At 66.4% G+C, this 22334-nt stretch carries 18 protein-coding genes; 12 read left to right on the top strand and 6 right to left on the bottom strand.

Annotated features, from left to right (window positions below; genetic code table 11):
- Positions 1-358: 358 nt before the first annotated feature.
- From ugpB to IB269_RS00255, 6 genes are all read left to right on the top strand, one after another.
- Positions 359-1663, top strand: coding sequence for a sn-glycerol-3-phosphate ABC transporter substrate-binding protein UgpB (gene ugpB / locus IB269_RS00280; protein WP_097201471.1), 1305 nt, complete (start codon positions 359-361; stop codon positions 1661-1663).
- Positions 1664-1786: 123 nt separating this feature from the next.
- On the top strand, positions 1787-2668 hold the full coding sequence (gene ugpA, locus IB269_RS00275) for a sn-glycerol-3-phosphate ABC transporter permease UgpA (protein WP_012207264.1): 882 nt from the start codon (positions 1787-1789) through the stop codon (positions 2666-2668).
- A 2-nt stretch (positions 2669-2670) separates the two neighbouring features.
- On the top strand, positions 2671-3519 hold the full coding sequence (gene ugpE, locus IB269_RS00270; protein WP_012207265.1) for a sn-glycerol-3-phosphate ABC transporter permease UgpE: 849 nt from the start codon (positions 2671-2673) through the stop codon (positions 3517-3519).
- Positions 3520-3608: 89 nt separating this feature from the next.
- Positions 3609-4619 carry a sn-glycerol-3-phosphate ABC transporter ATP-binding protein UgpC gene (gene ugpC, locus IB269_RS00265; RefSeq protein ID WP_034396898.1) on the top strand — a complete coding sequence of 337 codons (1011 nt, stop codon included), beginning with the start codon at positions 3609-3611 and terminating at the stop codon, positions 4617-4619.
- A 90-nt stretch (positions 4620-4709) separates the two neighbouring features.
- Positions 4710-5474, top strand: a complete 765-nt coding sequence (gene ugpQ, locus IB269_RS00260) for a glycerophosphodiester phosphodiesterase (RefSeq protein WP_012207267.1) — start codon at positions 4710-4712, stop codon at positions 5472-5474.
- Between the two features lie 153 nt (positions 5475-5627).
- Positions 5628-8054, top strand: coding sequence for a DUF3772 domain-containing protein (locus IB269_RS00255; RefSeq protein ID WP_192366893.1), 2427 nt, complete (start codon positions 5628-5630; stop codon positions 8052-8054).
- Here the strand turns inward: IB269_RS00255 and IB269_RS00250 are convergent.
- Both IB269_RS00250 and IB269_RS00245 read right to left on the bottom strand, forming a co-directional pair.
- The gene (locus IB269_RS00250; protein ID WP_192366157.1) at positions 8051-8956 is read right to left on the bottom strand and encodes an N-formylglutamate amidohydrolase; all 906 of its coding nucleotides are present in this window, start codon (positions 8954-8956) and stop codon (positions 8051-8053) included. The two genes, IB269_RS00255 and IB269_RS00250, sit on opposite strands and share 4 nt — an antisense overlap.
- Entirely contained in the window at positions 8956-9948 is a 993-nt protein-coding gene (locus IB269_RS00245) for a tripartite tricarboxylate transporter substrate binding protein BugE (protein ID WP_012207270.1), read from the bottom strand. Before IB269_RS00245 ends, IB269_RS00250 begins: the two co-directional genes overlap by 1 nt.
- A gap of 148 nt (positions 9949-10096) precedes the next feature.
- Here IB269_RS00245 and IB269_RS00240 point away from each other — a divergent pair, with 148 nt between their 5' ends.
- Positions 10097-11023: a LysR substrate-binding domain-containing protein gene (locus IB269_RS00240; RefSeq protein ID WP_192366155.1), complete on the top strand. Its 927-nt coding sequence runs from the start codon at positions 10097-10099 to the stop codon at positions 11021-11023.
- Between the two features lie 69 nt (positions 11024-11092).
- Here the strand turns inward: IB269_RS00240 and IB269_RS29235 are convergent, their stop codons facing one another.
- Complete coding sequence (locus IB269_RS29235) at positions 11093-13570, bottom strand: hypothetical protein (RefSeq protein WP_318652134.1); 2478 nt, start codon at positions 13568-13570, stop codon at positions 11093-11095.
- Between the two features lie 436 nt (positions 13571-14006).
- Complete coding sequence (locus tag IB269_RS00230; protein WP_013800828.1) at positions 14007-14282, bottom strand: hypothetical protein; 276 nt, start codon at positions 14280-14282, stop codon at positions 14007-14009.
- A gap of 72 nt (positions 14283-14354) precedes the next feature.
- Here IB269_RS00230 and hemA point away from each other — a divergent pair, with 72 nt between their 5' ends.
- The 5 genes from hemA (at position 14355) to IB269_RS00205 (ending at position 19817) form a co-directional block, all read left to right on the top strand.
- Positions 14355-15680 carry a glutamyl-tRNA reductase gene (gene hemA, locus IB269_RS00225; RefSeq protein ID WP_012207273.1) on the top strand — a complete coding sequence of 442 codons (1326 nt, stop codon included), beginning with the start codon at positions 14355-14357 and terminating at the stop codon, positions 15678-15680.
- A gap of 173 nt (positions 15681-15853) precedes the next feature.
- A complete protein-coding gene (gene prfA, locus IB269_RS00220; protein WP_063328226.1) occupies positions 15854-16936 on the top strand; it encodes a peptide chain release factor 1 in 1083 nt (360 codons plus the stop codon).
- A 10-nt stretch (positions 16937-16946) separates the two neighbouring features.
- Entirely contained in the window at positions 16947-17816 is an 870-nt protein-coding gene (prmC, locus tag IB269_RS00215) for a peptide chain release factor N(5)-glutamine methyltransferase (RefSeq protein WP_192366152.1), read from the top strand.
- 116 nt (positions 17817-17932) lie between these two features.
- The gene (gene grxD, locus IB269_RS00210) at positions 17933-18256 is read left to right on the top strand and encodes a Grx4 family monothiol glutaredoxin (RefSeq protein ID WP_012207276.1); all 324 of its coding nucleotides are present in this window, start codon (positions 17933-17935) and stop codon (positions 18254-18256) included.
- 187 nt (positions 18257-18443) lie between these two features.
- On the top strand, positions 18444-19817 hold the full coding sequence (locus IB269_RS00205; RefSeq protein WP_034396907.1) for a hemolysin family protein: 1374 nt from the start codon (positions 18444-18446) through the stop codon (positions 19815-19817).
- A gap of 46 nt (positions 19818-19863) precedes the next feature.
- Here the strand turns inward: IB269_RS00205 and IB269_RS00200 are convergent, their stop codons facing one another.
- Both IB269_RS00200 and IB269_RS00195 read right to left on the bottom strand, forming a co-directional pair.
- The gene (locus IB269_RS00200; RefSeq protein ID WP_034396910.1) at positions 19864-20517 is read right to left on the bottom strand and encodes a lytic transglycosylase domain-containing protein; all 654 of its coding nucleotides are present in this window, start codon (positions 20515-20517) and stop codon (positions 19864-19866) included.
- A complete protein-coding gene (locus IB269_RS00195) occupies positions 20514-22259 on the bottom strand; it encodes a proline--tRNA ligase (protein WP_034396911.1) in 1746 nt (581 codons plus the stop codon). The genes IB269_RS00200 and IB269_RS00195 overlap by 4 nt, the downstream gene beginning before the upstream one ends.
- Between the last annotated feature and the right edge of the window lie 75 nt (positions 22260-22334).

Raw genomic sequence — 22334 nt, 5'->3', positions numbered from 1 at the left:
CGAGCGCCCCGAGGATGCGCTTCCCACGGGGCTCTGGACGGCGCGCCGTCTCGGCCCGCGAAGCCAGCCCTCGCCAACGTGGCGGGATCTTGCGGAGCCCGGTGAAGGTGCCTTATACAGAAAGAGCACAAACGAGCCAATACGAACAACCCGGCTTTTGAAACGAAATGGTATTGACCTAAAATAGCGCCGCTTCGCGTGTCATTTTTTGTCACACGACTGACATACGGGACCAGCGGCTCACCGGGTTTGGCCTGTAGTGCGGTACGAAGCATCCGAAAACAATGACACAGACATGTCATGCCCCTGCCTTACCGTGGCAGCGGTCTGAAACCGTCACCGAACTAGAGGAGTCCTCATGCAACTGAAGCAACTGGCCATGGCAGCCGCGATCGCGGCCACCACCATCTCGGCACAAGCCCAAACCGAAATCCAGTGGTGGCACTCGATGAGCGCAGCCCTGGGCGACTGGGTGAACGACCTGGCCAAGGAGTACAACGCCAGCCAGACCCAGTACAAGATCGTGCCGACGTACAAGGGCCAGTATGACGAGTCGATGACGGCCGCCATCGCCGCGTTCCGCGCCGGCAACGCGCCTGACATCCTGCAGGTCTTCGAAGTGGGCACGGCCACCATGATGGCCTCCAAGGGCGCCGTGGTGCCCGTCACCAAGGTCATGAACGACGGCGGCTTCAAGTTCGACCAGGGCGAGTACATCTCCGCCGTGGCCGGCTACTACACCGCCCCCAACGGCCAGATGATGAGCTACCCGCTCAACAGCTCGACCACCATCTTCTACTACAACAAGGACGCCTTCAAGAAGGCAGGCCTGGACGAGAACAAGCCGCCCAAGACCTGGCCCGAAGTGTTCGCCGCCGCCGAAAAGCTCAAGGCCTCGGGCCACCGCTGCGCACTGACCACGAGCTGGATGAGCTGGACCCAGCTGGAGAGCTTCTCGCTGTGGCACAACACCCTGTACGCGACCAAGAACAACGGCTTTGACGGCACCGATGCCAAGCTGGTGTTCAACTCGCCGCTGCACGTCAAGCACTTCGAGAACCTGGCCAAGGCCGCCAAGGACGGCAGCTTCGTCTACAAGGGCCGCGGCAACGTGCCTGACGCCGCCTTCGCTTCCGGCGAGTGCGCGATGATCACCGGCTCCTCCGGCCTGTATGCCCGCGTGGTCAAGGAAGGCAAGTTCGCCTTCGGCCAGTCGCAACTGCCCTACTACGCCGATGTGAAGGGCGCGCCCCAGAACACGGCCATCGGCGGTGCCTCCCTGTGGGTGATGGCCGGCAAGAGCGCCGAACGCTACAAGGGCGTGGCTGACTTCTTCAACTTCCTGAACAACACCAAGATCCAGTCCGCCAGCCACCAGCGCACCGGCTACCTGCCCGTGACCACCGCTGCGTACAAGCTGACCGAGGCTTCGGGCTTCTACGAAAAGCATCCCGGCACCGACACCGCTGTGACGCAGATGATCCGCAAGACCACCGACAAGTCGCGCGGCATCCGCCTGGGCAACTTCGTTCAGATCCGCACCATCATCGATGAGGAAACCGAACAGATCTGGACTGGCAAGAAGACTCCCCAGCAAGCCCTGGACACCGCTGTCACCCGTGGCAACGAGCAACTGGGCCGCTTCGCCCGGGCCAACAAGTAATCCTCCCATGTGATTTGCGGTGTGGCCGCTGCGCAGGCAGCCCGCACCGTGCATCACAGGCCCGCAACCGGCGGCCCCACGGCCATCCGGTTTGCGGGCTGTTTTGTTCTACCGAGTTCCGTCATGGAAAAACGCGTTCTTTTTCGATCCGCCTGGCTGCCGTGGTTGCTGATAGCACCACAGATGGTCATCGTGCTGGTCTTCTTTTTCTGGCCTGCAGGCCAGGCCATCGTGCAGTCGTTCCAGGCGCAGGATACGTTTGGCTTCTCCACCGAATGGGTGGGGTTTGCCAACTTCCAGCACCTGCTGGATGACCCTGCCTACCTGGCCTCGTTCAAGACCACGGCCATCTTTTCCGTGCTGGTGGCGGTGTTCGGCATTGCGCTGTCGCTGATGCTGGCCATCTTTGCGGACCGCGTGATCAAGGGCGCGCTTGCCTACAAGACCGCCTTGCTGCTGCCCTATGCCGTTGCGCCCGCCGTGGCGGGTGTGCTGTGGGTGTTCATGTTCTCGCCGTCCATCGGCGTCGTGGCCTATGCGCTGCGCATGATCGGCTATGACTGGAACCACCTGCTGAACTCCGGCAACGCCATGACGCTGATCGTCATCGCCGCGATCTGGAAGCAGATTTCCTACAACTTCCTGTTCTTCCTTGCGGGCCTGCAGTCCATCCCCAAGTCGCTGATCGAGGCCGCCGCCATCGACGGCGCGGGCCCCATGCGCCGCTTCTGGGACATCCAGTTCCCGCTGCTGTCCCCCACCACGTTCTTCCTGCTGGTGATGAACGTGGTCTACGCATTCTTCGACACCTTCGGCATCGTGGACGCCACGACCCAGGGCGGTCCGGGACAGGACACCTCCATCCTGGTCTACAAGGTCTATCACGACGGCTTCAAGGCCATGGACATGAGCGGCTCGGCCGCGCAGTCGGTCGTTCTGATGGTGATCGTGGTTGCACTGACCGTGATCCAGTTCCGCTATGTTGAGAAGAAAGTGCAGTACTGATCATGGTTGAACGCAGTCCCCTTCTCTCCTTTTTCTCGCACCTGATCATGGTGCTGGGCGTGATCATCGTCGGCTTTCCGCTGTACCTGGCCTTCGTGGCCTCCACGCACACGCCGCAGGACATCATCCAGGTGCCCATGCCCCTGGTGCCCGGCAGCAACTTCTGGGAAACCTACAAGGCCGCGCTGTTCGGTGGCTCGGGCCCCGGCTCCAGCGCGCCCGTGGCACGCATGATGTGGATCAGCTTCGTCTCGGCCATGGTGATCACCGTGGGCAAGATCGCGATCTCGCTGCTGTCGGCCTTCGCGCTGGTGTACTTCCGCTTCCCGTTCAAGAAGATCTGCTTCTGGCTGATCTTCGTGACCCTGATGCTGCCCGTCGAAGTGCGCATCGGCCCCACCTACGAAGTCGTCTCCACGCTGGGCATGCTCAACAGCTACGCCGGCCTGACGATTCCGCTGATCGCCTCGGCCACGGCCACCTTCCTGTTCCGCCAGTTCTTCCTGACGGTGCCGGACGAGCTGGTGGAAGCCGCCCGCATCGACGGCGCAGGCCCCATGCGCTTCTTCAAAGATGTGCTGGTGCCGCTGTCCAAGACCTCGATCGCGGCGCTGTTCGTGATCCAGTTCATCTACGGCTGGAACCAGTACCTGTGGCCGCTGCTCGTGACCACCTCGGAAGACATGTACCCCGTGGTCATCGGCATCAAGCGCATGGTGGCCAGCGGCGATACCGGCAACGACTGGAACGTGGTGATGGCGACGGCCCTGCTGGCCATGCTGCCGCCCGCCGCCGTGGTGATCCTGATGCAGCGCTGGTTCGTCAAGGGCCTGGTGGACACCGAAAAGTAAACCGCCCGCCGCCGCCCCAACCCACCGTATAGAACCCCGCAGAGCAAGCGCCAGCGCCCTTCGCTCTGCGACTCAACCAGAATCTTCGTATGGCATCCATTTCCTTTCGCAACCTGATCAAGCGCTACGGCCAGGGCCCGTCGGCCAACCAGGTACTGCACGGCGTCAACGCCGAAATCAAGGACGGCGAGTTCGTCGTCATCGTCGGCCCTTCGGGCTGCGGCAAGTCCACCCTGCTGCGCATGGTGGCGGGCCTGGAGGAGATCTCCGACGGCCAGCTGCTGATCGGCGACAAGGTGGTCAACGACGTGGAACCGGCCAAGCGCGACATCGCCATGGTGTTCCAGAACTATGCGCTGTACCCGCATATGTCGAACTACGAGAACATGGCCTACGGCCTGAAGATCGCCAAGGTGCCGCCCGAGGAGATCAAGCGCCGCGTGGACAAGGCCGCCAAGATCCTGGAGCTGTCGCACCTGCTGGACCGCAAGCCGCGCCAGCTGTCGGGCGGCCAGCGCCAGCGCGTGGCCATGGGCCGCGCCATCGTGCGCCAGCCCAAGGTCTTCCTGTTCGACGAGCCGCTGTCCAACCTGGACGCCAAGCTGCGCGGCCAGACCCGCATCGAGATCCAGAAGCTGCACGCCGAGCTGGGCATCACCAGCCTGTTCGTGACCCACGACCAGGTCGAGGCCATGACCCTGGCCCAGCGCATGATCGTCATGAACGGCGGCGTGATGGAGCAGTTCGGCACGCCCGAAGAGGTCTACCACACGCCCGCCTCCACCTTCGTGGCCAGCTTCATCGGCTCGCCCCCGATGAACCTGCTCAAGAACGCGCCCGGAGGCACGGCCGGCCGCATCCTGGGCATCCGCCCCGAGCACCTGGTCGTCGTCAGCGAAGGCGGCTGGGAAATCAAGGTGGACACCGTGGAAATGCTGGGTGCCGAGCGCCTGGTCTATGGTTCGCTCAATGGCGAGACGATGACGGTGCGCATCGACGAAGGCGCGCCCTTCCCCAAGTCCGGCGAGACCATGCGCGTGCGTCCTTCCGAAGAGCGTCGCCTGCACTGGTTCGACGCAGAATCCGGAAAGCGGATCTGATCCCCTGAAGGCCGGATCTCCGACCTTTTCCAAGAGAGCCCCAGAGGCTCTCTTTTTCCATCCAAGCTCCCTTCCTTTGACGGACTCGCCATGACCGAGAACCTGAAATCCTGGCCCTACCCCCTGTGGGTGGCCCACCGCGGCGCCGGCAAGCTGGCGCCCGAGAACACCATGGCCGCCTTCCGCCTGGGCGCCGCGCACGGCTATCGCATGTTCGAGTGCGATGCCAAGCTGTCTGCCGACGGCGTGCTGTTCCTGATGCATGACGCCACGCTGGAGCGCACCACCAACGGCCACGGCACGGGTGGCGACCTGTCCATGGGCGAGATCGCCCAGCTGGACGCCGGCAGCTGGCACTCGCGCGCCTTTGCGGGAGAGGCCCTGCCCACGCTGGAAGCCCTGGCCCGCTGGTGCCTGGCCAACCACTTCTTCCTGAACGTGGAAATCAAGCCCACGCCCGGCCAGGAAGAGGCCACGGGCCGCGCCACGGGCGAGCTGATGAACCGCATCTGGCCCAGGGACCGCATCCAGCCGCTGTTCACCTCGTTCAAGACCGATGCGCTCAAGGGCGCACGCGACACGGCACCGCACATTCCGCGGGGCCTGCTGGTGGACAAGCTGGCCGATGCCACGGGCGATGCCGACCTGCGCACCGCGCTGGACTTGGGCTGCGCAGCCATGGTGCTCAACCATGCGCTGTGGGATGCAGCCCTGGTCGCCAAGGTGCATGGCGCGGGCCTGCGCTGCAGCAGCTATACGGTCAACGATGAATGGGCCGCGCAGCGCCTGATCGACCTGGGCACGGACGGCGTCATCACCGACCGTGTCGATATGTTCAGTCCCGCATCGCGCTGAGGCGGCTGCCGGCTGGCGGGGCCGGACCTTTGGAAACAACCGTCGCGGCGGCCCGCCGCACAATGTGCGTCCATGACACCGCCCCGCCCGTGCCCTCTCCCGCTGCGCCCTACGTGGGCGCAGGCCTTGCGCCAATGCCTGGCCACCGGCCTGATGGTCCTGGCCATGCTGGTCCTCACTGCGCCCGCTCCGGCCCATGCGCAGGACCGCGCGGCAGCGGCGGCCACGGCGGCACCCGACGGCCGGCCCGCCCTGCCCAGCGTGGACGATCTGCGCAAGCAGCTGGACGCCATTCCCCGCAAGCTGGCCGAGGACGATGACGGCCGCAAGCTGCTGGACGAGGCTGCGGCCATTGGCACGGCGGCCGACCAGGTGGCGGCCCGCCGCACCGAGGAACTGGCCGACATCGATTCGCGCCTAGCCGGCCTGGGCCCCGCGCCCGAAAAAGGCGCCCCTGCCGATGCGCCCGATGTGGCCGAGCAGCGCGCCAGCCTGGCCAGGCAGCGCAGTGCCGTGGATTCCGAACTCAAACTCGCGCGGCTGGTGTCGGTCGATGCCGACCAGCGCGGCAACGAGCTGATACGCCAGCGCCGCGAACAATTCCAGGCCGCACTGACGGCCCGCACCGACTCGCCGCTGGGCCGGCCCTTCTGGCGCAACCTGCGTGCTGCCGCGCCTTTGGACGCGGCGCGCCTGCAGGGCCTGGGGCGCGAGCTGCGCCAGGCCGTCGCCTCCACCATGGCATCCGATCGCCGAGGCGGCTTCATCGCCAGCCTGGCCGCCGCCTTGCTGATCGCCCTGCTCGGCCCCTGGCTGGCCGAGCGTCTGCTGGTGCGCGCCGCGCCCGCGCGCCTGCCCAGCGGCCGCCTGCGCCGCTCGTTGCGCGCGGCGGCCACCGTGCTGATCAACACGCTGCTGATCGGCCTGGCAGCGCAACTGGCCTGGAGCGTGCTCAAGGCCGGCGATGGCTTCAGCGAATCGCTGGACGCGCTGGCCAAGGCCAGTGTGCAGGTCACGCTGTTCGGCGCCTTCGTGGTGTCGCTGGGCCAGACCCTGCTGTCGCGCAGACGCAGTTCCTGGCGCCTGCCCGGCGTGTCGGACGAGCTGGCCGAGCGGCTCAGTCCCTATCCCTGGTGGATTGCCGCCGGAGCCGCGCTCAACGGCCTGGTGACCGAGGTCAACGCCATCATCGGCGCCAGCCTGGCCGCCGAGGTCACGGTGCACGCCCTGTCGGCCCTGCTGATTTCGGCCGTGGTCATGCTGGCCCTGCGGCATCTGCGCGCGCCGGCGCCGGTTGCGCAGGAAGACGGCGCCCAGGCAGAGCCTGCGCCGCCCCGGCCCTTGTGGGTGGGTCTGCTCGTGGCCTGCGCGGCGGTGGCCAGCATTGCCACCATTGCGCTGGCCGTGACCGGCTACGTGGCGTTGGCCGGAACGCTGGCGCGCCAGATGGTGTGGACCGGCGTGGTCTTTGCCACCACCTACCTGCTGTTCCAGCTGGGCGACGATCTGTGCGAGGCCCTGCTGTCGTCCAAGGGCAGCTTCGGCACCCGGCTGAACCAGAGCCTGGGCATCGAGGGCCGGCTGCTCGACCAGGCCTCGGTCTTGGTCTCGGGCCTGCTGCGCGTGGCCCTGTTGTTCTACATGGTGATCGCCCTGCTGGCCCCGCTGGGCACGGGGCCGGACGAGGTGTTTCGCCGCGGCAGCACGGTGAACCACAGCCTCAAGGTGGGTGACTTCACCATGGCGCCGCAGGCCCTGTTCACGGCATTCGCCGTGATCGTCACGGGCCTGATCGTGATCCGCGTGATCAAGCGCTGGCTGACGGACCGCTACTTCCCCAACACCTCGCTGGAGCCGGGCATGCGCAGCTCCATCACCACGCTGCTGGGCTATGTGGGCGGCATCTTCGTGGTGGCCGTGGCGCTGGCGGGGCTGGGCATCAGCGTGGAGCGCATCGCCTGGGTGGCCAGCGCGCTGTCGGTGGGCATTGGCTTTGGCCTGCAGGCCATCGTGCAGAACTTCATCTCGGGCCTGATCCTGCTGGCAGAGCGGCCCGTGAAAGTGGGCGACTGGGTGGTGCTGGGCGATACCGAGGGCGACGTGCGCCGCGTCAACGTGCGCGCCACCGAGATCCAGCTGGGCGACCGCTCCACCGTCATCGTGCCCAACTCGGAATTCATCACCAAGACCGTGCGCAACATGACGCTGGCCGGCGCGCCCGGGCGCGTGCTGCTGCGCCTGCCCGCGCCGCTGGACACCGATGCCGAACGCATGCGCACCCTGATATTGGAGGCCTTTCGCACGCATGAAGGCATCCTGGACACGCCCGAGCCTCTGGTGCAGCTCGAAGGCATTGCCAACGGCACGCTGACCTTCCTGGCCATCGGCTACGTGGGCAACCCGCGCAATGCGGGTGGGGTGCGCAGCGATGTGCTGTTCAGCATCCTGGCATCGCTCAAGGGCGCGGGCCTGTACCTGTCGCCACCGGCCACCACCTCGGTGGCGGCGCCGGTGGTGGCAGGCATGCCGGGCTCGCCAGGCACGCCGCCCATGCCCGGCGACCCCGCCAGCCCGGCCTAGCCTCGCCCGGCCATTTCAGCGCGCACATGCGCCGCGACCACGGCCATCAGCTCACGCAGATGGCCGCGCAGCGGCTCGAAGCCCGCGTTGGGCTCGCGCGTTTCCTCGTCCATGTAGACCGGCCGGCGGATCTCGATCTGCAGGCTGTGCCGGCCCAGGTGGGGCTGGCCTATGCGGCCGATCAGCTCCACGCCCTTGTAGGGCTCGTTGTAGGCCACGCTGTAGCCAAAGCCCGCCAGCGTCTCGCCCACCAGCTGGATGAACTCGGGCGCGCAGGTCGTGCCGTCGCGGTCGCCCAGCACGAAGTCGGCCAGCGGCGGCGCGTCGGTACGGCCCAGGCGCTTGTAGACATCGTTGGGCATGGAGTGCAGGTTCAGGTGCCAGACGCCGCCAAAGCGCTGCACGCTGTCATCGATGGCCTGCGCCAGCGCCGCATGGTAGGGACGCCAGTAGCGCGCGATGCGGTGCTCCACCTCGGCCACCGTGCGCGGACGGTCATACAGCGGCGTTGCCACGCCGTCGCGGCTGATGCGCTGCCAGATCAGGCCCAGGCCCTGGCGGGTCTTGACGCTGGGCGCCAGGGGCACGGGCCACTGGCCGTCGATCTGGGCGGGGTCCAGGTCGGCCTCGCTGCGGTTGGGGTCGATGTAGGTGCGCGGAAAGGTGGCCTCGATCAGCGTTGCGCCATGCGCGGGCCACTGGTCCCAGAGCGCGGCCACATGCGTGTCCTCGCCACGGCGCAGCAGGGACATGGGCACGGCATGGCCGAAATCCTCGGGATAGGACGTGCCGCTGTGCGGCGAGTCGCAGACGATGGGCAGCACCTCGCCGGTGGCGGGATGCACCACGACCGGGGTGTCCGGCCGGGGGCGCAGGAAATCGGTCTGTGCCATGCGGTCCATCAGTCGAGCTTGATGTTGGCGCGCTTGGCCACGGCCGTGTAGCGCTCGATGGCAGCCTTGATCTGCTTGGCAAATTCCTCGGGCGTGTTGCCCATGGACTCGCCCGAGATGGATTTTTGCTTTTCCAGGTAGTCAGGCATGGCCATGGCCTTGTGCGCAGCCGCATTGAGCTTGTCGATGATGGGGCGCGGCGTGCCGGCAGGTGCGACCAGGCCGAACCAGCCGCCGTCGCCCATCTGCGGGAAGCCTAGCTCGGTGTAGGTGGGCACGTCGGGCAGCACGTCGGCGCGCTTGAAGGCCAGCACGGCCAGCGGGCGCAGCTTGCCGTCCTTGATGTGGGGCAGCGTGGAGGGCAGGTTGTCCGTCATGGCATTGACCTGGCCGCCCAGCGCGTCGGTGATGGCCTGGCCCGCGCCCTTGTAGGGGATGTGCAGCAGGTCGATACCGGCCAGGTTCATGAAATTCTCGATGTTGGCGTGGCCCAGGGAGCCTGTGCCCGGCGAGGCAAAGCTGTACTTGCCCGGGTTGGCCTTGGCCAGGGCGATGAACTCCTTCATGGTCTTGGCGGGCACGCTGGCGTTGATCACGAACACGCTAGGCACGGACATTACATTGGTGATGGGCGCGAAGTCCTTGATCGGGTCGTAGGGCAGCTTGCGGAAGATGGCCGGGTTGGAGCCATGCGTGCTCACCGTGGCCATGCCGATGGTGTAGCCATCGGCCGCAGCACGCGCAATTTCGGAGGCGCCAATGGAGCCGCCCGCCCCGCCCCGGTTGTCCACCACCACGGACTTGCCCAGGATCACGCTCATCTTCTCGGCCAGCAGACGCGCCACCATGTCGGTGGAGCCGCCCGCGCCAAACGGCACGACCAGGCGGATCGGCCGGCTGGGATAGTCGGCAGCCGGGCCCTGGGCCCAGGCGACGGGAGCCAAAAGAGCAGTGGCGGCGCAGGCGGCCAGGCTGGACAACAGGGTGCGGCGCATTGCCATGGTGTGTTTCCTCTCGTGATGGATGAAAGAGCGGCCTGCTGCAGGGCAGGGCTTCGCGGAACAGGCGCCGATTCTGGACAGCCGCCGCACGCGCGAAAAGAGACAAGACGGCAAGCAACTATGACAAACCGTCATAATTGCGTCCGTCATGCGCATGCACTCTCCCTCGCTTTCCGAGCTGCACGCCTTTGCGGCGGCGGCGCGCCTGGGCAGCTACTCGCTGGCAGCCCAGGAGCTGTATGTCACCCAGGGCGGCATCAGCCGCGCCATCGCCCGGCTGGAAGAGCACCTGGGCTTTGCCCTTTTCGAGCGCCAGGGCCGGCGCAGCGTGCTGACCGAGGCCGGCCGTGAATACCTGCAGGCCGTGGAGCCCTCCGTACACGCCATCGAATCGGCCTCGGCCGCCGCACGCAGGCGCCACTTCGGCCCGCAACTGCGGTTGTCGGTCGTTCCCACGCTGTTCAGCCACTGGCTGATTCCACGCCTGCCGCAATTCAATGCCCTGCATCCGGGCATCGTCCTTTCGTTCGCCCCCTACCGGCGCGATGACCCGCTGTCCGCCGCCGAGATCGACGGCTGGCTGCGCGTGGGCAGCGAGCCCTGGCCCGCCCATGTGGTGGCCGACTATGTGGTGGGCCGCGATCTGGTGCCCATCTGCCATCCGCGCGAATTGCAGGGCCCGCAAGCCATTCGCAGCGCAGCGGATGTGCTTGCGCGCCCCTTGCTGTTTCACACCAACTATCCGGGCAACTGGGCGCGCTGGATGAGCCACCTCGGCCTGCCTGGGCCCTGCCCCGCGCCTGCGGCGGACTTCGAACTGGTGGCCCTGCTGGTCCAGGCCGTGGCCGCCGGCATGGGCGTGGCCCTGGTGCAGCGCTGCCTGGTGGAGGAAGACCTGGCCGCCGGCCGCGTGGCCCTTGCCTTGCCTGCACCCGTCCACATCGAACGCGGCTACTTTCTGTGCCGCCCGGCTACGCGGGCGCCTTCCGAAGCCTTTGCGCAGTTCCGCCAATGGCTGCTGGAGCAGGCCGCGCCGGGGGCCGTGCCTGCGCAAGCGGTGACCCCTTCGCCATGAAAAAGGCCCCGGGGCCCGCCAAACATTCGGCGGGCCCCGGGGCTGGCAGGCTCGACCCAGAGAGCCGGCTTACTCAGGCCGTCGTGCGGACCTGCTGCGCAGTTGCAGCGCGGCAAAGGCTGCCAACACCATGCCCAGCAGACCCAGCATGCTGCGCGAGTCCACCGGCACCGGCCTCGCGCCGGGCGCGGGCAGCGAGAAGCTCGCGCTCGCTGAGCAAGGCGATGCCTCGGTACACGCGGGATCTCCGCCGCCCCACACCTGGACCGTATTGCCGCCCGAAGTCGCGCCAGGTGTCACGGTCACGGGAATGGTGAACCTGATCTCTGCCGCCCGGCCAACCGCAGTGACTGCACCTGGCGCCCGCCCAGGCAGGCCCGCAGCGATCTCGCAGCTCACCGTCTGCCCGCTCGCCGTGCAACCGGCAGGCAAGCTGCCGAGAGTCAGCCCTGCAGAGACCACATCCCTCACCTGGATGGGAGCCGTTGTCGCCACCGGCCCGGCATTGCCCACGGTGATGACGTAGTTGACCGTCTTGCCGGGTTCGGAGTGCTTGGCGCTGGCCTCCAGCCCCACCACCAGCTTGGGCGGCCTGGCCGTGCTCACCACGGTGCAGTCCAGCAAATCGCCTGCGGCAGGCGTGATGGCGGGCCATTGCAGCGCGGAGGCCGTCGCCGTGCCGGCCCCGCTCGGCAGCGCCGTGGTGGAGCCTGCCGAGCCGTTGGTGCAGCTCAACTCAGCTACGTAGCCATCTGGCACCAGATCAGGCCCGGAGCCATTGGCCTTGAGCACCTCGGTGAACTGCAGCGCCGCGCCCGCAGGCACCACGATTTGCGCGGTGGATGCGCTGGTAGCAGCACCCGCCGTGGTAGCCATGCCGGCTGTGGCGCCGCCCGAGGTTATCTTCACCTGGAACTGGTCCGTGGATGCGACCCGGCTTGCCACCTGCTGCGTCAGCATGACGCGCGCAGTTGGCGGCGTATCGACGCAGGCCTCGGACTGCACGCTGGCTGGCATGCCATTGAGAACGGTGGCCGTTGCCAGCCCGAACAAGCCGGTTCCCGCACCCGCGCAGGCCCGCACGCCGGCGGCCGGCAGGACGCTGAAGCGCACGACCAGGGTGTAGGTATCCACAGCCCCGCTCTCCAGTGAGCGCCGCGTCTGGTTCAGCTTCCATGGGCCCGCGCCTGCCGGCAGCTTGCCAGGCAGATTGTCGCCACAACTGGAAACCGAACCCGAGCTGGAACAGGACAAGGACTGCACGCTGACGGAGCCGATGCCGGGATCCGTGGCCAGGGCATCGCTCAGGTCATAGGCCAGTTCGGCACCCGTTGCATTGCTGGCCCTGACCGTGTAGGCAACGTCGTACTGGGACAGCGATCCGGCAACCGGCACAGGCTCGCCAACGGCTCTGGCAAGATCCAGCCCCCCGTCAATGATGGTGTACTCGGACTCCACCACCGGTGCATCGCCGCAGGCCGCATTCGACGCACGCAGGTAGCTGGGAAGCGGGCCGGGAGCTTCCTGGATCGCGAAGCGGATGGTCTTGCCGGGCTCCGCGACCGAATCCTTGATGATGCTCACCGGCAGCGCGATCAGCGATCCGGCGCCGGCGCCGTCGTACAGGCCCGCCGGTATGCGGATGGTCAGCGTATCCGTTCCACTCGGCGTGGAATAGTCCACCGCCGCTCCGGTGGCGCCACCGGGCCCGATGGCCGTTCCGCCCACAATGCGCACGACGACGTCGAAGGCCGTGGTCACGTTGCCGTTGATGCGCAGCCGGGGCAGGTTGTTGCCCTCCGATTCGCGTGCCGCCATGGCGGCGCTGACGAAGTCGACGAAGGGCGTGATGCCAATCTGCACACCGTCGAGGAAGTTGCCGTAGGCCTTGTCTCCACCGGCAGCGCTGATGGATTCAAATCCCAGGCTTGCCGCGCCCGTCTCCCCTCCATAGGCGAAACTGCCGGCGTAGTCCACCCAGCCAGTGGGGTTGGCGCCTGCCATGTGGGGCTGCGCAGACACATCATGATGGAAAAGCACCAGGTTGTTCTGGTGCTGGGTGGGTACCTCAAACGTGCCGTCCGTTCCGGACGTGACATCTACCACCGGCTCTGTCGACGAATTGCCACTGGTAATGTTTAGTTGTGCCACATCGGTGCCCAAGCGACCGCGGTGGCTGAATTGCCAGCGGATAGTTTCACCCTTTTGCAGGCAAATGTTCTGATAGATCCGTGATGGCACTGCCGCATTCAGTTCGGCATACGCGGCCCCCTGTCGCGCTACCACGCCGGAACTGGAGCCCTTGCGTAATTCGATCAAGCGGCCGCTCTTGTAACTGGGACTGGCGCAGTTTCCGCGCCCCGTCATGTCAGGATGCGTCGTTTCCCAGCCCGGCACCTCGTCGCTGGAGGTTTCCACGGAACACTCGGCTGCGGCCGTGTCCGAGCTCAGTACCGGCAATTCAAAGCCTTCATTGATGAAGCTGCGCTGCACTTGCGCCCAGCCCGGTGACGCCACGCCGGACAAGACCATTGCGAGCGAGAGCACACAGCGGCGCGAAGCCGCATTCCCACAAAAATACCGTTGAGGCATTGACCCTCCCATGAGTCGATTCAGATCCAAAAGGAATCCATCGATGAGAGGCTGCGCCCCGCAGTGCGGCATTTGCCCATCCACCCAGTACAGCCTGGCACTACCGAATTCGGGAGAGACGATGCGGGGATGGCAGATAGAAGAGCTGCTGATGTGCAGCAAGCGTGCGCTACTGTGCGCCTAACGCCACTCATCGATAGAAAAAGGCTTTCGATAATCAATGAGCGGCGCAAGAAAATCTATCAGACTGCTCTGAAAATAACTCTAGGAATGCTCCGGGCCTGCAGTGCTGCGCCATGGACCCGGCAAAGTGGCTGCGGGCGCATGGCCGGCCGCCCCACGGATCCGTTGACCTGGATCAATCTTCTGTGTCGGGGTTTGTTCTCGCTGATCAGCGCCAGCCGCGCGAAAGCACCCACTGGCAAAGCGCCATCACGAGGACCAGGGCGGTGTAGGTGGCCATCTTTGCATCGCGCCCGAACCACCACAAACCGGCCAGCAACACCAGCGCACCAACAACCAAATTGATAGCAACCTGCAACCACCAGGCAAGGGATTGCTGCGATTTTCCATAGATCAAAAGCGCGCACAACATCAGGGCCGGCGACAGGAAGAGCGCAGGCGCCAGGAAGTTCAGCCAATGATTCGTACTCGCAATCCATCCCATGTGCGGGCTCCGATTCCAGGGTGTTGTGATCAGGGATGCCTGAAACTGCGCGAAATTTTATAATCCCGGGTTATGGCAGTCTGGGCACTCGGCATCAACCACCACACGGCTCCGCTTGATATGCGGGGACGTTTCGCGTTCGCGCTTGACCAGATCGTGCCCACGTTGCAGGGCCTGCGCGAATCGCTGACCGGCCCGGGCCGCCAGCACAGCGCCGTCGAGACCGCCATTCTCTCCACCTGCAACCGTACCGAGATCTACTGCGCGGCCGAAATGCCGGCCATGGACCACACCCTGCACTGGCTGGCCAACAGCGGCGGTATTTCGTCCGAATTGCTGCGCTCGCACTCCTATCTGCTGGAAGACGGCCATGTGGCGCGCCATGCCTTCCGCGTGGCCAGCGGGCTCGATTCCATGGTGCTGGGCGAGGCCCAGATCCTGGGCCAGATGAAGAATGCCGTGCGCGCCGCAGAGAACGCAGGCGCCCTGGGCAGCACGCTGAACCAGCTGTTCCAGCGCAGCTTCGCGGTGGCCAAGGAAGTGCGCAGCTCCACAGAGATCGGCGCCCACAGCATCAGCATGGCCGCTGCCGCCGTGCGGCTGGCCGGCCAGCTGTTCGAAGACCTGTCCCAGATCCGCGTGCTGTTCGTGGGCGCGGGCGAGATGATCGAGCTGGTCTCCACCCACTTCGCGGCCCGCCACCCCAAGCAGATCATGATCGCCAACCGCACACTGGAGCGCGGCGAGAAGCTGGCTGCCCAGTTCGGCGCCGGCACCATGCGGCTGGCCGACCTGCCCGACCATCTGCATGAATACGATGCCGTGATCAGCTGCACGGCGTCCAGCCTGCCCATCATCGGCCTGGGCGCCGTCGAGAGCGCGCTCAAGAAGCGCAAGCATCGCCCCATGTTCATGGTCGATCTGGCCGTGCCGCGCGATATCGAATCCGAGGTCAAGGACCTGCGCGACGTCTACCTCTACACCGTGGACGATCTGGCCACCGTGGTGCGCACGGGCCAGGCCCAGCGCCAGGCAGCGGTCGAGCAGGCCGAAGTCATCATCGACCATGGCGTGCAAAGCTTCATGCACTGGCTGGACCAGCGCCGCCCGCAGGCCGGCGTGGTGCCGCTGATCCGCCAGCTCAACACCCAGACCGATGAATGGCGTGCGCTGGAGATTGCGCGCGCCAAGAAGCTGCTGGCCAAGGGCGAAGACATCGACACCGTGCTGGAGGCCCTGTCGCGCGGCCTCACGCAGAAAATGCTGCACGGCACCCTGGCCGAACTGCACAAGGGCGATGCCGACCAGCGCAGCCAGACCATGGACACGGTCTCGCGCCTGTTCCTGCGCTCGGCCCAAAGCGGCCCGCGCGGCACGGCCCCCGACAAGGCGCTCTAGCGGCGCTCGCCGCCCCTGCGCAGGGCTGCGTGCCAGCGGGCCTGTGGCGCCCCGGCCGCACTTGCGGCCCCTCCCCGCCCCTCCCGGTTTTTAAGGCCCATCCGCCCTTCCAGGCCCCCACGTTTCCCGCCGCAGTGCTGCCCGAGCAGCCCTTCGCATCACCGCCTCACACCATGCAAGACTTTCTGCGCCAACAACTGGAGCGCTACGCCCAGCGCCTTGAAGAACTCAACTTCCTGCTTTCGCGCGAAGACATCATGGGCGACATGAAGCAGTACCGCGCCATCTCGCGCGAGCACGCGGACGTCACCGCCATTGCAGGCCGCTATGCGCGCCACCGCCAGCGCGAGGCCGATCTGGCGGCTGCGCGGGACATGCTCTCCGACCCCGACATGGCCGACATGGCGCAGGAGGAAATCGCCAGCGCCGAGGCCGAGCTGGTCCAGCTGGAGGACGAGCTGCAGCGCCTGCTGCTGCCCAAGGACCCCGATGACGCGCGCAACGCCTACCTCGAAATCCGCGCAGGCACGGGCGGCGACGAATCGGCCCTGTTCGCAGGCGACCTGGCCCGCATGTACACGCGCCACTGCGACGCCGTAGGCTGGAAGGTCGAGATCATGAGCGCCAACGAGAGCGAGCTGGGCGGCTACAAGGAAGTGGTGCTGCGCGTGGAAGGCACGGATGTCTACGGTCGCCTGCGCTTCGAATCCGGCGGCCACCGCGTGCAGCGCGTGCCGGCCACCGAGACCCAGGGCCGCATCCACACCAGCGCCTGCACCGTGGCCGTCATGCCAGAGCCGGACGAAACCCAGGCCATCACGCTCAACCCGGCCGACCTGCGCATCGACACCTTCCGCGCCAGCGGCGCCGGCGGCCAGCACATCAACAAGACCGACTCGGCCGTGCGCGTGGTCCACCTGCCCACGGGCATCGTCGCCGAGTGCCAGGACGGCCGCAGCCAGCACAGCAACAAGGCCAAGGCCCTGCAGGTGCTGCAGGCGCGCCTGCAGGAAAAGGAGCGCAGCGAGCGCGAGGCCAAGGAGGCCGCACTGCGCAAGGGCCTGATCGGCAGCGGCGACCGCAGCGACCGCATCCGCACCTACAACTTCCCGCAGGGCCGGCTCACGGACCACCGCATCAACCTCACCATCTACAAACTGCTGGCCGTGATGGAAGGCGACCTGGGCGATGTGCTCGACGCGCTGCAGGCCGCACGCGAGGCCGAACTGCTGGCCGAGCTGCAGGTCAACAACTGAGGCCCGGGCCATGGCCAATCCCCCCATCGTCAAAGAAGCGCTGCAGCAGGCCCAGGCCCTGGGGCTTGCGCGCATCGACGCGCAAATGCTGCTGCTGCACGTGCTCGGGCGCCAGTCTGGCGGCCGCGCCTGGCTGCTGACCCATGACGTGGACATGCTGACCGCCCCCCAGGCCGAGGCCTATGCCGCGCTGTGCGCACGCCGTCTTGGCGCGGAACCCGTTGCCTACCTGCTCGGCCACAAGGAGTTCTACGGGCTTGATCTGACCGTGGACGCGCGTGTGCTCGACCCACGCCCCGATACCGAGACCCTGGTGGACTGGGCGCTGGAGCTCATGCCTGCCCAGACCCAGGCAGGCCCCGCTTGCCGCGTGGTGGACCTGGGCACCGGCAGCGGCGCCATAGCCCTGGCCTTGCAAAGCCAGCGCCCCGGCGCCACAGTCTGGGCCGTGGATGCCAGCGCCGACGCACTGGCCGTGGCCAGCGCCAATGCCACGCGCCTGCAACTGGGCGTGCAGTTCGCGCATGGCAGCTGGCTCCAGCCGCTGGCAGGGCAAGCACCGTTCGACCTCATCGTCAGCAACCCGCCCTATATCCGCGACGACGATCCGCACCTGCAGGCCTTGGCGCATGAGCCGCTGTCGGCACTGGCCAGCGGTGCCGATGGCCTGGCCGATATCCGCGCCATCATCGCCCAGGCGCCCGCGCTGCTGGCCCGCGGCGGCTGGCTGCTGATGGAGCATGGCTGGGACCAGGCCGATGCCGTGGCCGCCCTGCTGTGCCATGCCGGCTTTGGCGACGTGCAGCATCGCCACGACCTGGGCGGCATTGCCCGCTGCACGGGCGGGCAATGGCAAGGGCAGGCCAGAGCTCTGACCTGAGCTCTGGCCTGGGCGCAGCAATCCCGCATGCTTTCAAAGTCCGCGCCGAGAGTGAAATAATCCCATCCATGCCGCCGCGCCTGCGGCGCCCACCACGACCCCGGAGCACCACACAGATGAGCGACACCCAGCAACGCATCGACCAACTGGTCAAGAGCAACAACATCCTGCTGTTCATGAAGGGCAGCGCCAGCTTTCCCATGTGCGGTTTCTCTGGCCGCGCCATCCAGATCCTCAAGGCCTGCGGCGTGGAAACCAAGGACATCTCCACCGTCAACGTGCTGGAAGACCAGGAAATCCGCCAGGGCATCAAGGACTACAGCAACTGGCCCACGATCCCCCAGCTCTATGTGCAGGGCGAGTTCATCGGCGGCTCGGACATCATGATGGAGATGTACGAGTCGGGCGAGCTGCAGCAGCTGCTGGCACCCAAGGCCTGAGCCTTCTCGCACCACGCGCCTTCAGCGCAGCATCGAGCCACCTTCGGGTGGCTTTTTTACGCCTGTGCCGCGCTGCCGGCGGACTCCCCGGGCATGCCTCAGGGCCAGGGGCATGCGATGTGTGGTCGAATGGTCACATCTTTCACATCCGGAAAAGCGCGCCTGCGCCCGCTTCTCCGCCCTGCCTATGAGTCTGTCCCAAAGTCTGCTGTTGATCGTCGCGCTGATATTGACCAGTGCCTTCTTCTCCGTGGCCGAGATCTCGCTGGCCGCCTCGCGGCGCCTGCGACTGCGGCAGATGATGGAGGACGGCGAACCCCGCGCCGAACTGGTCATGAAGATGCAGGCCCAGCCGGGCGAATATTTCACGGTCACGCAGATTGGGCTGAATGCCGTCGCCATCCTGGGCGGCGTGGTGGGCGAAGGGGCATTGACCCCCTATCTGGCCGAGCTGCTGATGCTCTGGCTGCCTGACAGCCGTGCGCAGACCGTGGGCTTCCTGCTCTCGTTCGCCAGCGTCACCTCCCTGTTCATCCTGTTTGCCGACCTGCTGCCCAAGCGCCTGAGCATGGCCGAGCCCGAGGCCCTGGCCATCCGCGTGCTGCGCCCCATGCTCTGGTGCATGGCCGTGCTCAAGCCCCTGGTCTGGTGCTTCAACCACCTGGCCGACGCCGTTGCCAAGCTGTTCGGCCTGCCCACGGTGCGCGATGACCGCATCACGCACGAAGACATCCTGGCCATGACCGAAGCCGGCGCACGCGCCGGCGTGCTGGCCGCGAAGGAGCAGCAGGTGATCGCCAACCTGTTCGAGCTGGACTCGCGCACCATCGGCTCGGCCATGACGCAGCGCGACCGCATCGCCTACTTCCACCGCGACGACCCCGACGAACTGATCCGGGTCCGCATTGCCGAGGAGCCTTTTTCCACCTACCCCGTGTGCGATGGCGACATCGACCACATCGTCGGCTATGTCGATGCCAAGGACCTGTTCCAGCGCGCGCTGAACAACCAGTCCCTGTCGCTCATGGACGATTCGCTGGTCCACAAGGTGCTGGTCGTGCCGGACCGCCTGACGCTGGCCGAGGTACTGGAGCAGTTCCGCCAGGTGCATGAGGACTTTGCCGTCATCGTCAACGAATACAGCCTGGTGGTCGGCGTGGTCACGCTCAATGACGTGATGAGCACGGTGATGGGCGGCCTGGTCAGCCCCGGCGACGAGGAGCAGATCCTGCGCCGCGACGAGAACTCCTGGCTGATCGATGGCGTCACGCCGGTCGAGGATGTGATGCAGGCCCTGGAGCTCGACGAGTTGCCGCATTCCGAGGACTACGAAACCCTGGGGGGCTTTCTCATGGTCATGCTTCGGCGCATTCCCAGGCGTACGGACACCGTGCAATGGGGCGGCTACCGCTTCGAGGTCATGGACGTGGACAGCTACCGCATCGACCAGGTGCTGGTCACACGCATGTCCGGCAGCAGCCCGGCCGCCCCGCCCAACGCAGGCGACACGGCCGCCGCCGTGGCCAAGGTGTCCAGCATGTCGCCGGACACGTCGTCCTGAAAACGCAGCAAGGCAGGCCTGCCGCCAGGCGCCAGCCTGCGGCCCCTCAGGCCGAGCGCGAGGGCTCGATCTCCCAGCGGCGCTGCGCAGCGAACACCGCATTCGGATACTGGGGCTGGCCGCGGCTGCCGTTGTAGCGGCCCAGCGCCATGTAGGCATCGCCGTTTTCACGGTCCAGATAGTGGCGCAGGATCACGCAACCAAAGCGCAGATTGGTCTGCATGTGGAACAGCTTGCCGATGTCGCCATCGCCGATCAGCCGCATCCAGAACGGCATGATCTGCATATAGCCGCGCGCGCCCACGCTGGAGATGGCGAACTTGCGGAACGCGCTCTCCACCTGCACCAGTCCCATCACCAGCGAGACTTCCAGGCCGGCGCGCTTGGCCTCGTACCAAACGGTCTGCAGGAACTCCAGCCGTGTTGCAAGTTCGGGCTTGCGCGAGCGCAGGCGCTCGCTGCTGGCCGTGAGCCAGCGCAGGTAGTCCATGCGGGCCTCGGTGGAGGCAAAGCGCAGCTCGGGCGGCGCCGATCCCGTGACGGCCGAACTCAGCGCGGTGCGCACCGAATCGGCCAGCGGCTCTTCCAGCTGCCCGCCGGCCCAGGCGGGCGCGGCCACCGCGCCCAGCAACGGCGCAGCACCCAGCGAAGCCGCCAGGCGCAGGCAATCGCGGCGCGCTATCACGGGGGCCTGGCTCACAGACCCAGCCTCTGCTTGAGATGGCCCAGCACATCGGCAGCAGCCAGCTTGGTCGCTTCCGTGTCGCGGCGATGCTGGTACTCGACCTGGCCTTCCTTGAGGCCGCGGTCGGACAGCACCACGCGGTGCGGCACGCCAATCAGTTCCCAGTCGGCAAACATGGCGCCCGGGCGTTCGCCGCGGTCGTCCAGGATCACGTCCACGCCCAGTGCCAGCAGCTCGGCATGCAGCTTCTCGGCGGCTTCCTTCACGGGCTCGCTGCGGTCCATGCCGATGGGGCAGACCACCACGGTGAAGGGCGCAATCGCGTCGGGCCAGATGATGCCGCGCTCATCATGGTTTTGCTCGATGGCGGCAGCCGGCAGGCGTGTCACGCCAATGCCGTAGCAACCCATTTCAAACAGCGAGGGCTTGCCGTTCTCGGCCAGGAAGGTGGCGTTCATGGCCTGGGAGTACTTGGTGCCCAGGTAGAACACATGGCCGACTTCAATGCCGCGCTCAATGGCCAGCTCGCCTGCGCCATCGGGGGACTTGTCGCCGGCCACCACATTGCGCAGGTCGGCCACAACATCAGGCTCGGGCAGGTCACGGCCGAAGTTCACGCCGGTGATGTGGAAGTCGGCCTCGTTCGCGCCGCAGACCCAGTCGGCCATCACGGCGACCTCGCGGTCCACGACCAGCTTCACGGGCTGCTTCAGGCCGATGGGGCCCAGGTACCCGGGCTGGCAACCGAAGTGCTCCTCGATCTCGGCCACGGTGGCAAAGCGGAAGCCCACGTCCAGGCCAGGCACCTTGGCCACCTTGATCTCGTTCATCTCATGGTCGCCGCGCAGCAGCAGCAGCCAGACCTGGCTTCCCGCCACATCGCCCTTGTCGTCGAGCTTGTCGGTAGCCAGCACCAGGGACTTCACCGTCTGCGACAGCGGCAGGCCCAGCTGGGCAGCCACGGATTCGCAGGTGCTATTGCCCGGCGTTGCCACACGGGCCATGGCCTGGGCTGCAGCGGGACGGGGGCCTGCAGGCGCCAGGGCCTCAGCCTTCTCGATATTGGCGGCGTAGTCGCTGCTGGGGCAGTAGACGATGGCGTCTTCGCCCGTGGAGGCGATCACCTGGAATTCCTCGCTCAGATCACCGCCGATGGCGCCGCTGTCGGCACGCACGGCACGGTATTGCAGGCCGAAGCGATCGAAGATGCGCTTGTAGGCCGCGCGCATGGTCTGGTAGCTGATCTGGGCGGTATCGCGGTCCTTGTCGAAGGAATAGGCATCCTTCATGATGAACTCGCGGCCACGCATCAGGCCAAAGCGCGGGCGGCGCTCATCGCGGAACTTGGTCTGGATCTGGTAGAAATTCTTGGGCAGCTGCTTGTAGCTCTTGAGCTCCTGGCGCGCAATGTCCGTCACCACCTCTTCGCTGGTGGGCTGGATCACGAAGTCACGGCCATGGCGGTCCTTGATGCGCAGCAGCTCGGGGCCCATCTTCTCGAAGCGGCCCGTCTCCTCCCACATCTCGGCAGGCTGGACCACGGGCATGGTCACTTCCACGGCACCGGCACGGTTCATTTCCTCGCGCACGATGGCCTCGACCTTGCGGATCACGCGCAGCCCCATGGGCATGTAGTTATAGATGCCTGCGCCCAGCTTCTTGATCAGGCCGGCCCGCGTCATGAGCTTGTGGCTGACCACTTCGGCATCGGCCGGAGCTTCCTTGAGGGTGGAGATGAAAAATTGGGAGGCTTTCATGGATCAGGGGCTTCGCGGGAATCGGGGCAGCGTGCTTGCCGCTGGCAAGGCACCGTGCATAATGGACACAATTCA

The sequence above is a fragment of the Delftia sp. DLF01 genome, assembly GCF_014852125.1.
Classification (GTDB): Bacteria; Pseudomonadota; Gammaproteobacteria; order Burkholderiales; family Burkholderiaceae_C; genus Comamonas; species Comamonas acidovorans.
The sequence above is the reverse complement of the archived record's forward strand: the minus strand, read 5'-3'. Positions and strand labels throughout refer to the sequence as shown.

Coding starts and splice junctions, on each gene's coding strand:
- prfA (WP_063328226.1), top strand. CDS start 15,854: ATGCAAGACTTTCTGCGCCAACAACTGGAGCGCTACGCCCAGCGCCTT.
- prmC (WP_192366152.1), top strand. CDS start 16,947: ATGGCCAATCCCCCCATCGTCAAAGAAGCGCTGCAGCAGGCCCAGGCC.
- IB269_RS00205 (WP_034396907.1), top strand. CDS start 18,444: ATGAGTCTGTCCCAAAGTCTGCTGTTGATCGTCGCGCTGATATTGACC.
- ugpQ (WP_012207267.1), top strand. CDS start 4,710: ATGACCGAGAACCTGAAATCCTGGCCCTACCCCCTGTGGGTGGCCCAC.
- grxD (WP_012207276.1), top strand. CDS start 17,933: ATGAGCGACACCCAGCAACGCATCGACCAACTGGTCAAGAGCAACAAC.
- IB269_RS00255 (WP_192366893.1), top strand. CDS start 5,628: ATGGTCCTGGCCATGCTGGTCCTCACTGCGCCCGCTCCGGCCCATGCG.
- IB269_RS00195 (WP_034396911.1), bottom strand. CDS start 22,259: ATGAAAGCCTCCCAATTTTTCATCTCCACCCTCAAGGAAGCTCCGGCC.
- IB269_RS00240 (WP_192366155.1), top strand. CDS start 10,097: ATGCGCATGCACTCTCCCTCGCTTTCCGAGCTGCACGCCTTTGCGGCG.
- ugpA (WP_012207264.1), top strand. CDS start 1,787: ATGGAAAAACGCGTTCTTTTTCGATCCGCCTGGCTGCCGTGGTTGCTG.
- IB269_RS00230 (WP_013800828.1), bottom strand. CDS start 14,282: ATGGGATGGATTGCGAGTACGAATCATTGGCTGAACTTCCTGGCGCCT.
- ugpB (WP_097201471.1), top strand. CDS start 359: ATGCAACTGAAGCAACTGGCCATGGCAGCCGCGATCGCGGCCACCACC.
- ugpC (WP_034396898.1), top strand. CDS start 3,609: ATGGCATCCATTTCCTTTCGCAACCTGATCAAGCGCTACGGCCAGGGC.
- IB269_RS00250 (WP_192366157.1), bottom strand. CDS start 8,956: ATGGACCGCATGGCACAGACCGATTTCCTGCGCCCCCGGCCGGACACC.
- ugpE (WP_012207265.1), top strand. CDS start 2,671: ATGGTTGAACGCAGTCCCCTTCTCTCCTTTTTCTCGCACCTGATCATG.
- hemA (WP_012207273.1), top strand. CDS start 14,355: ATGGCAGTCTGGGCACTCGGCATCAACCACCACACGGCTCCGCTTGAT.
- IB269_RS00245 (WP_012207270.1), bottom strand. CDS start 9,948: ATGGCAATGCGCCGCACCCTGTTGTCCAGCCTGGCCGCCTGCGCCGCC.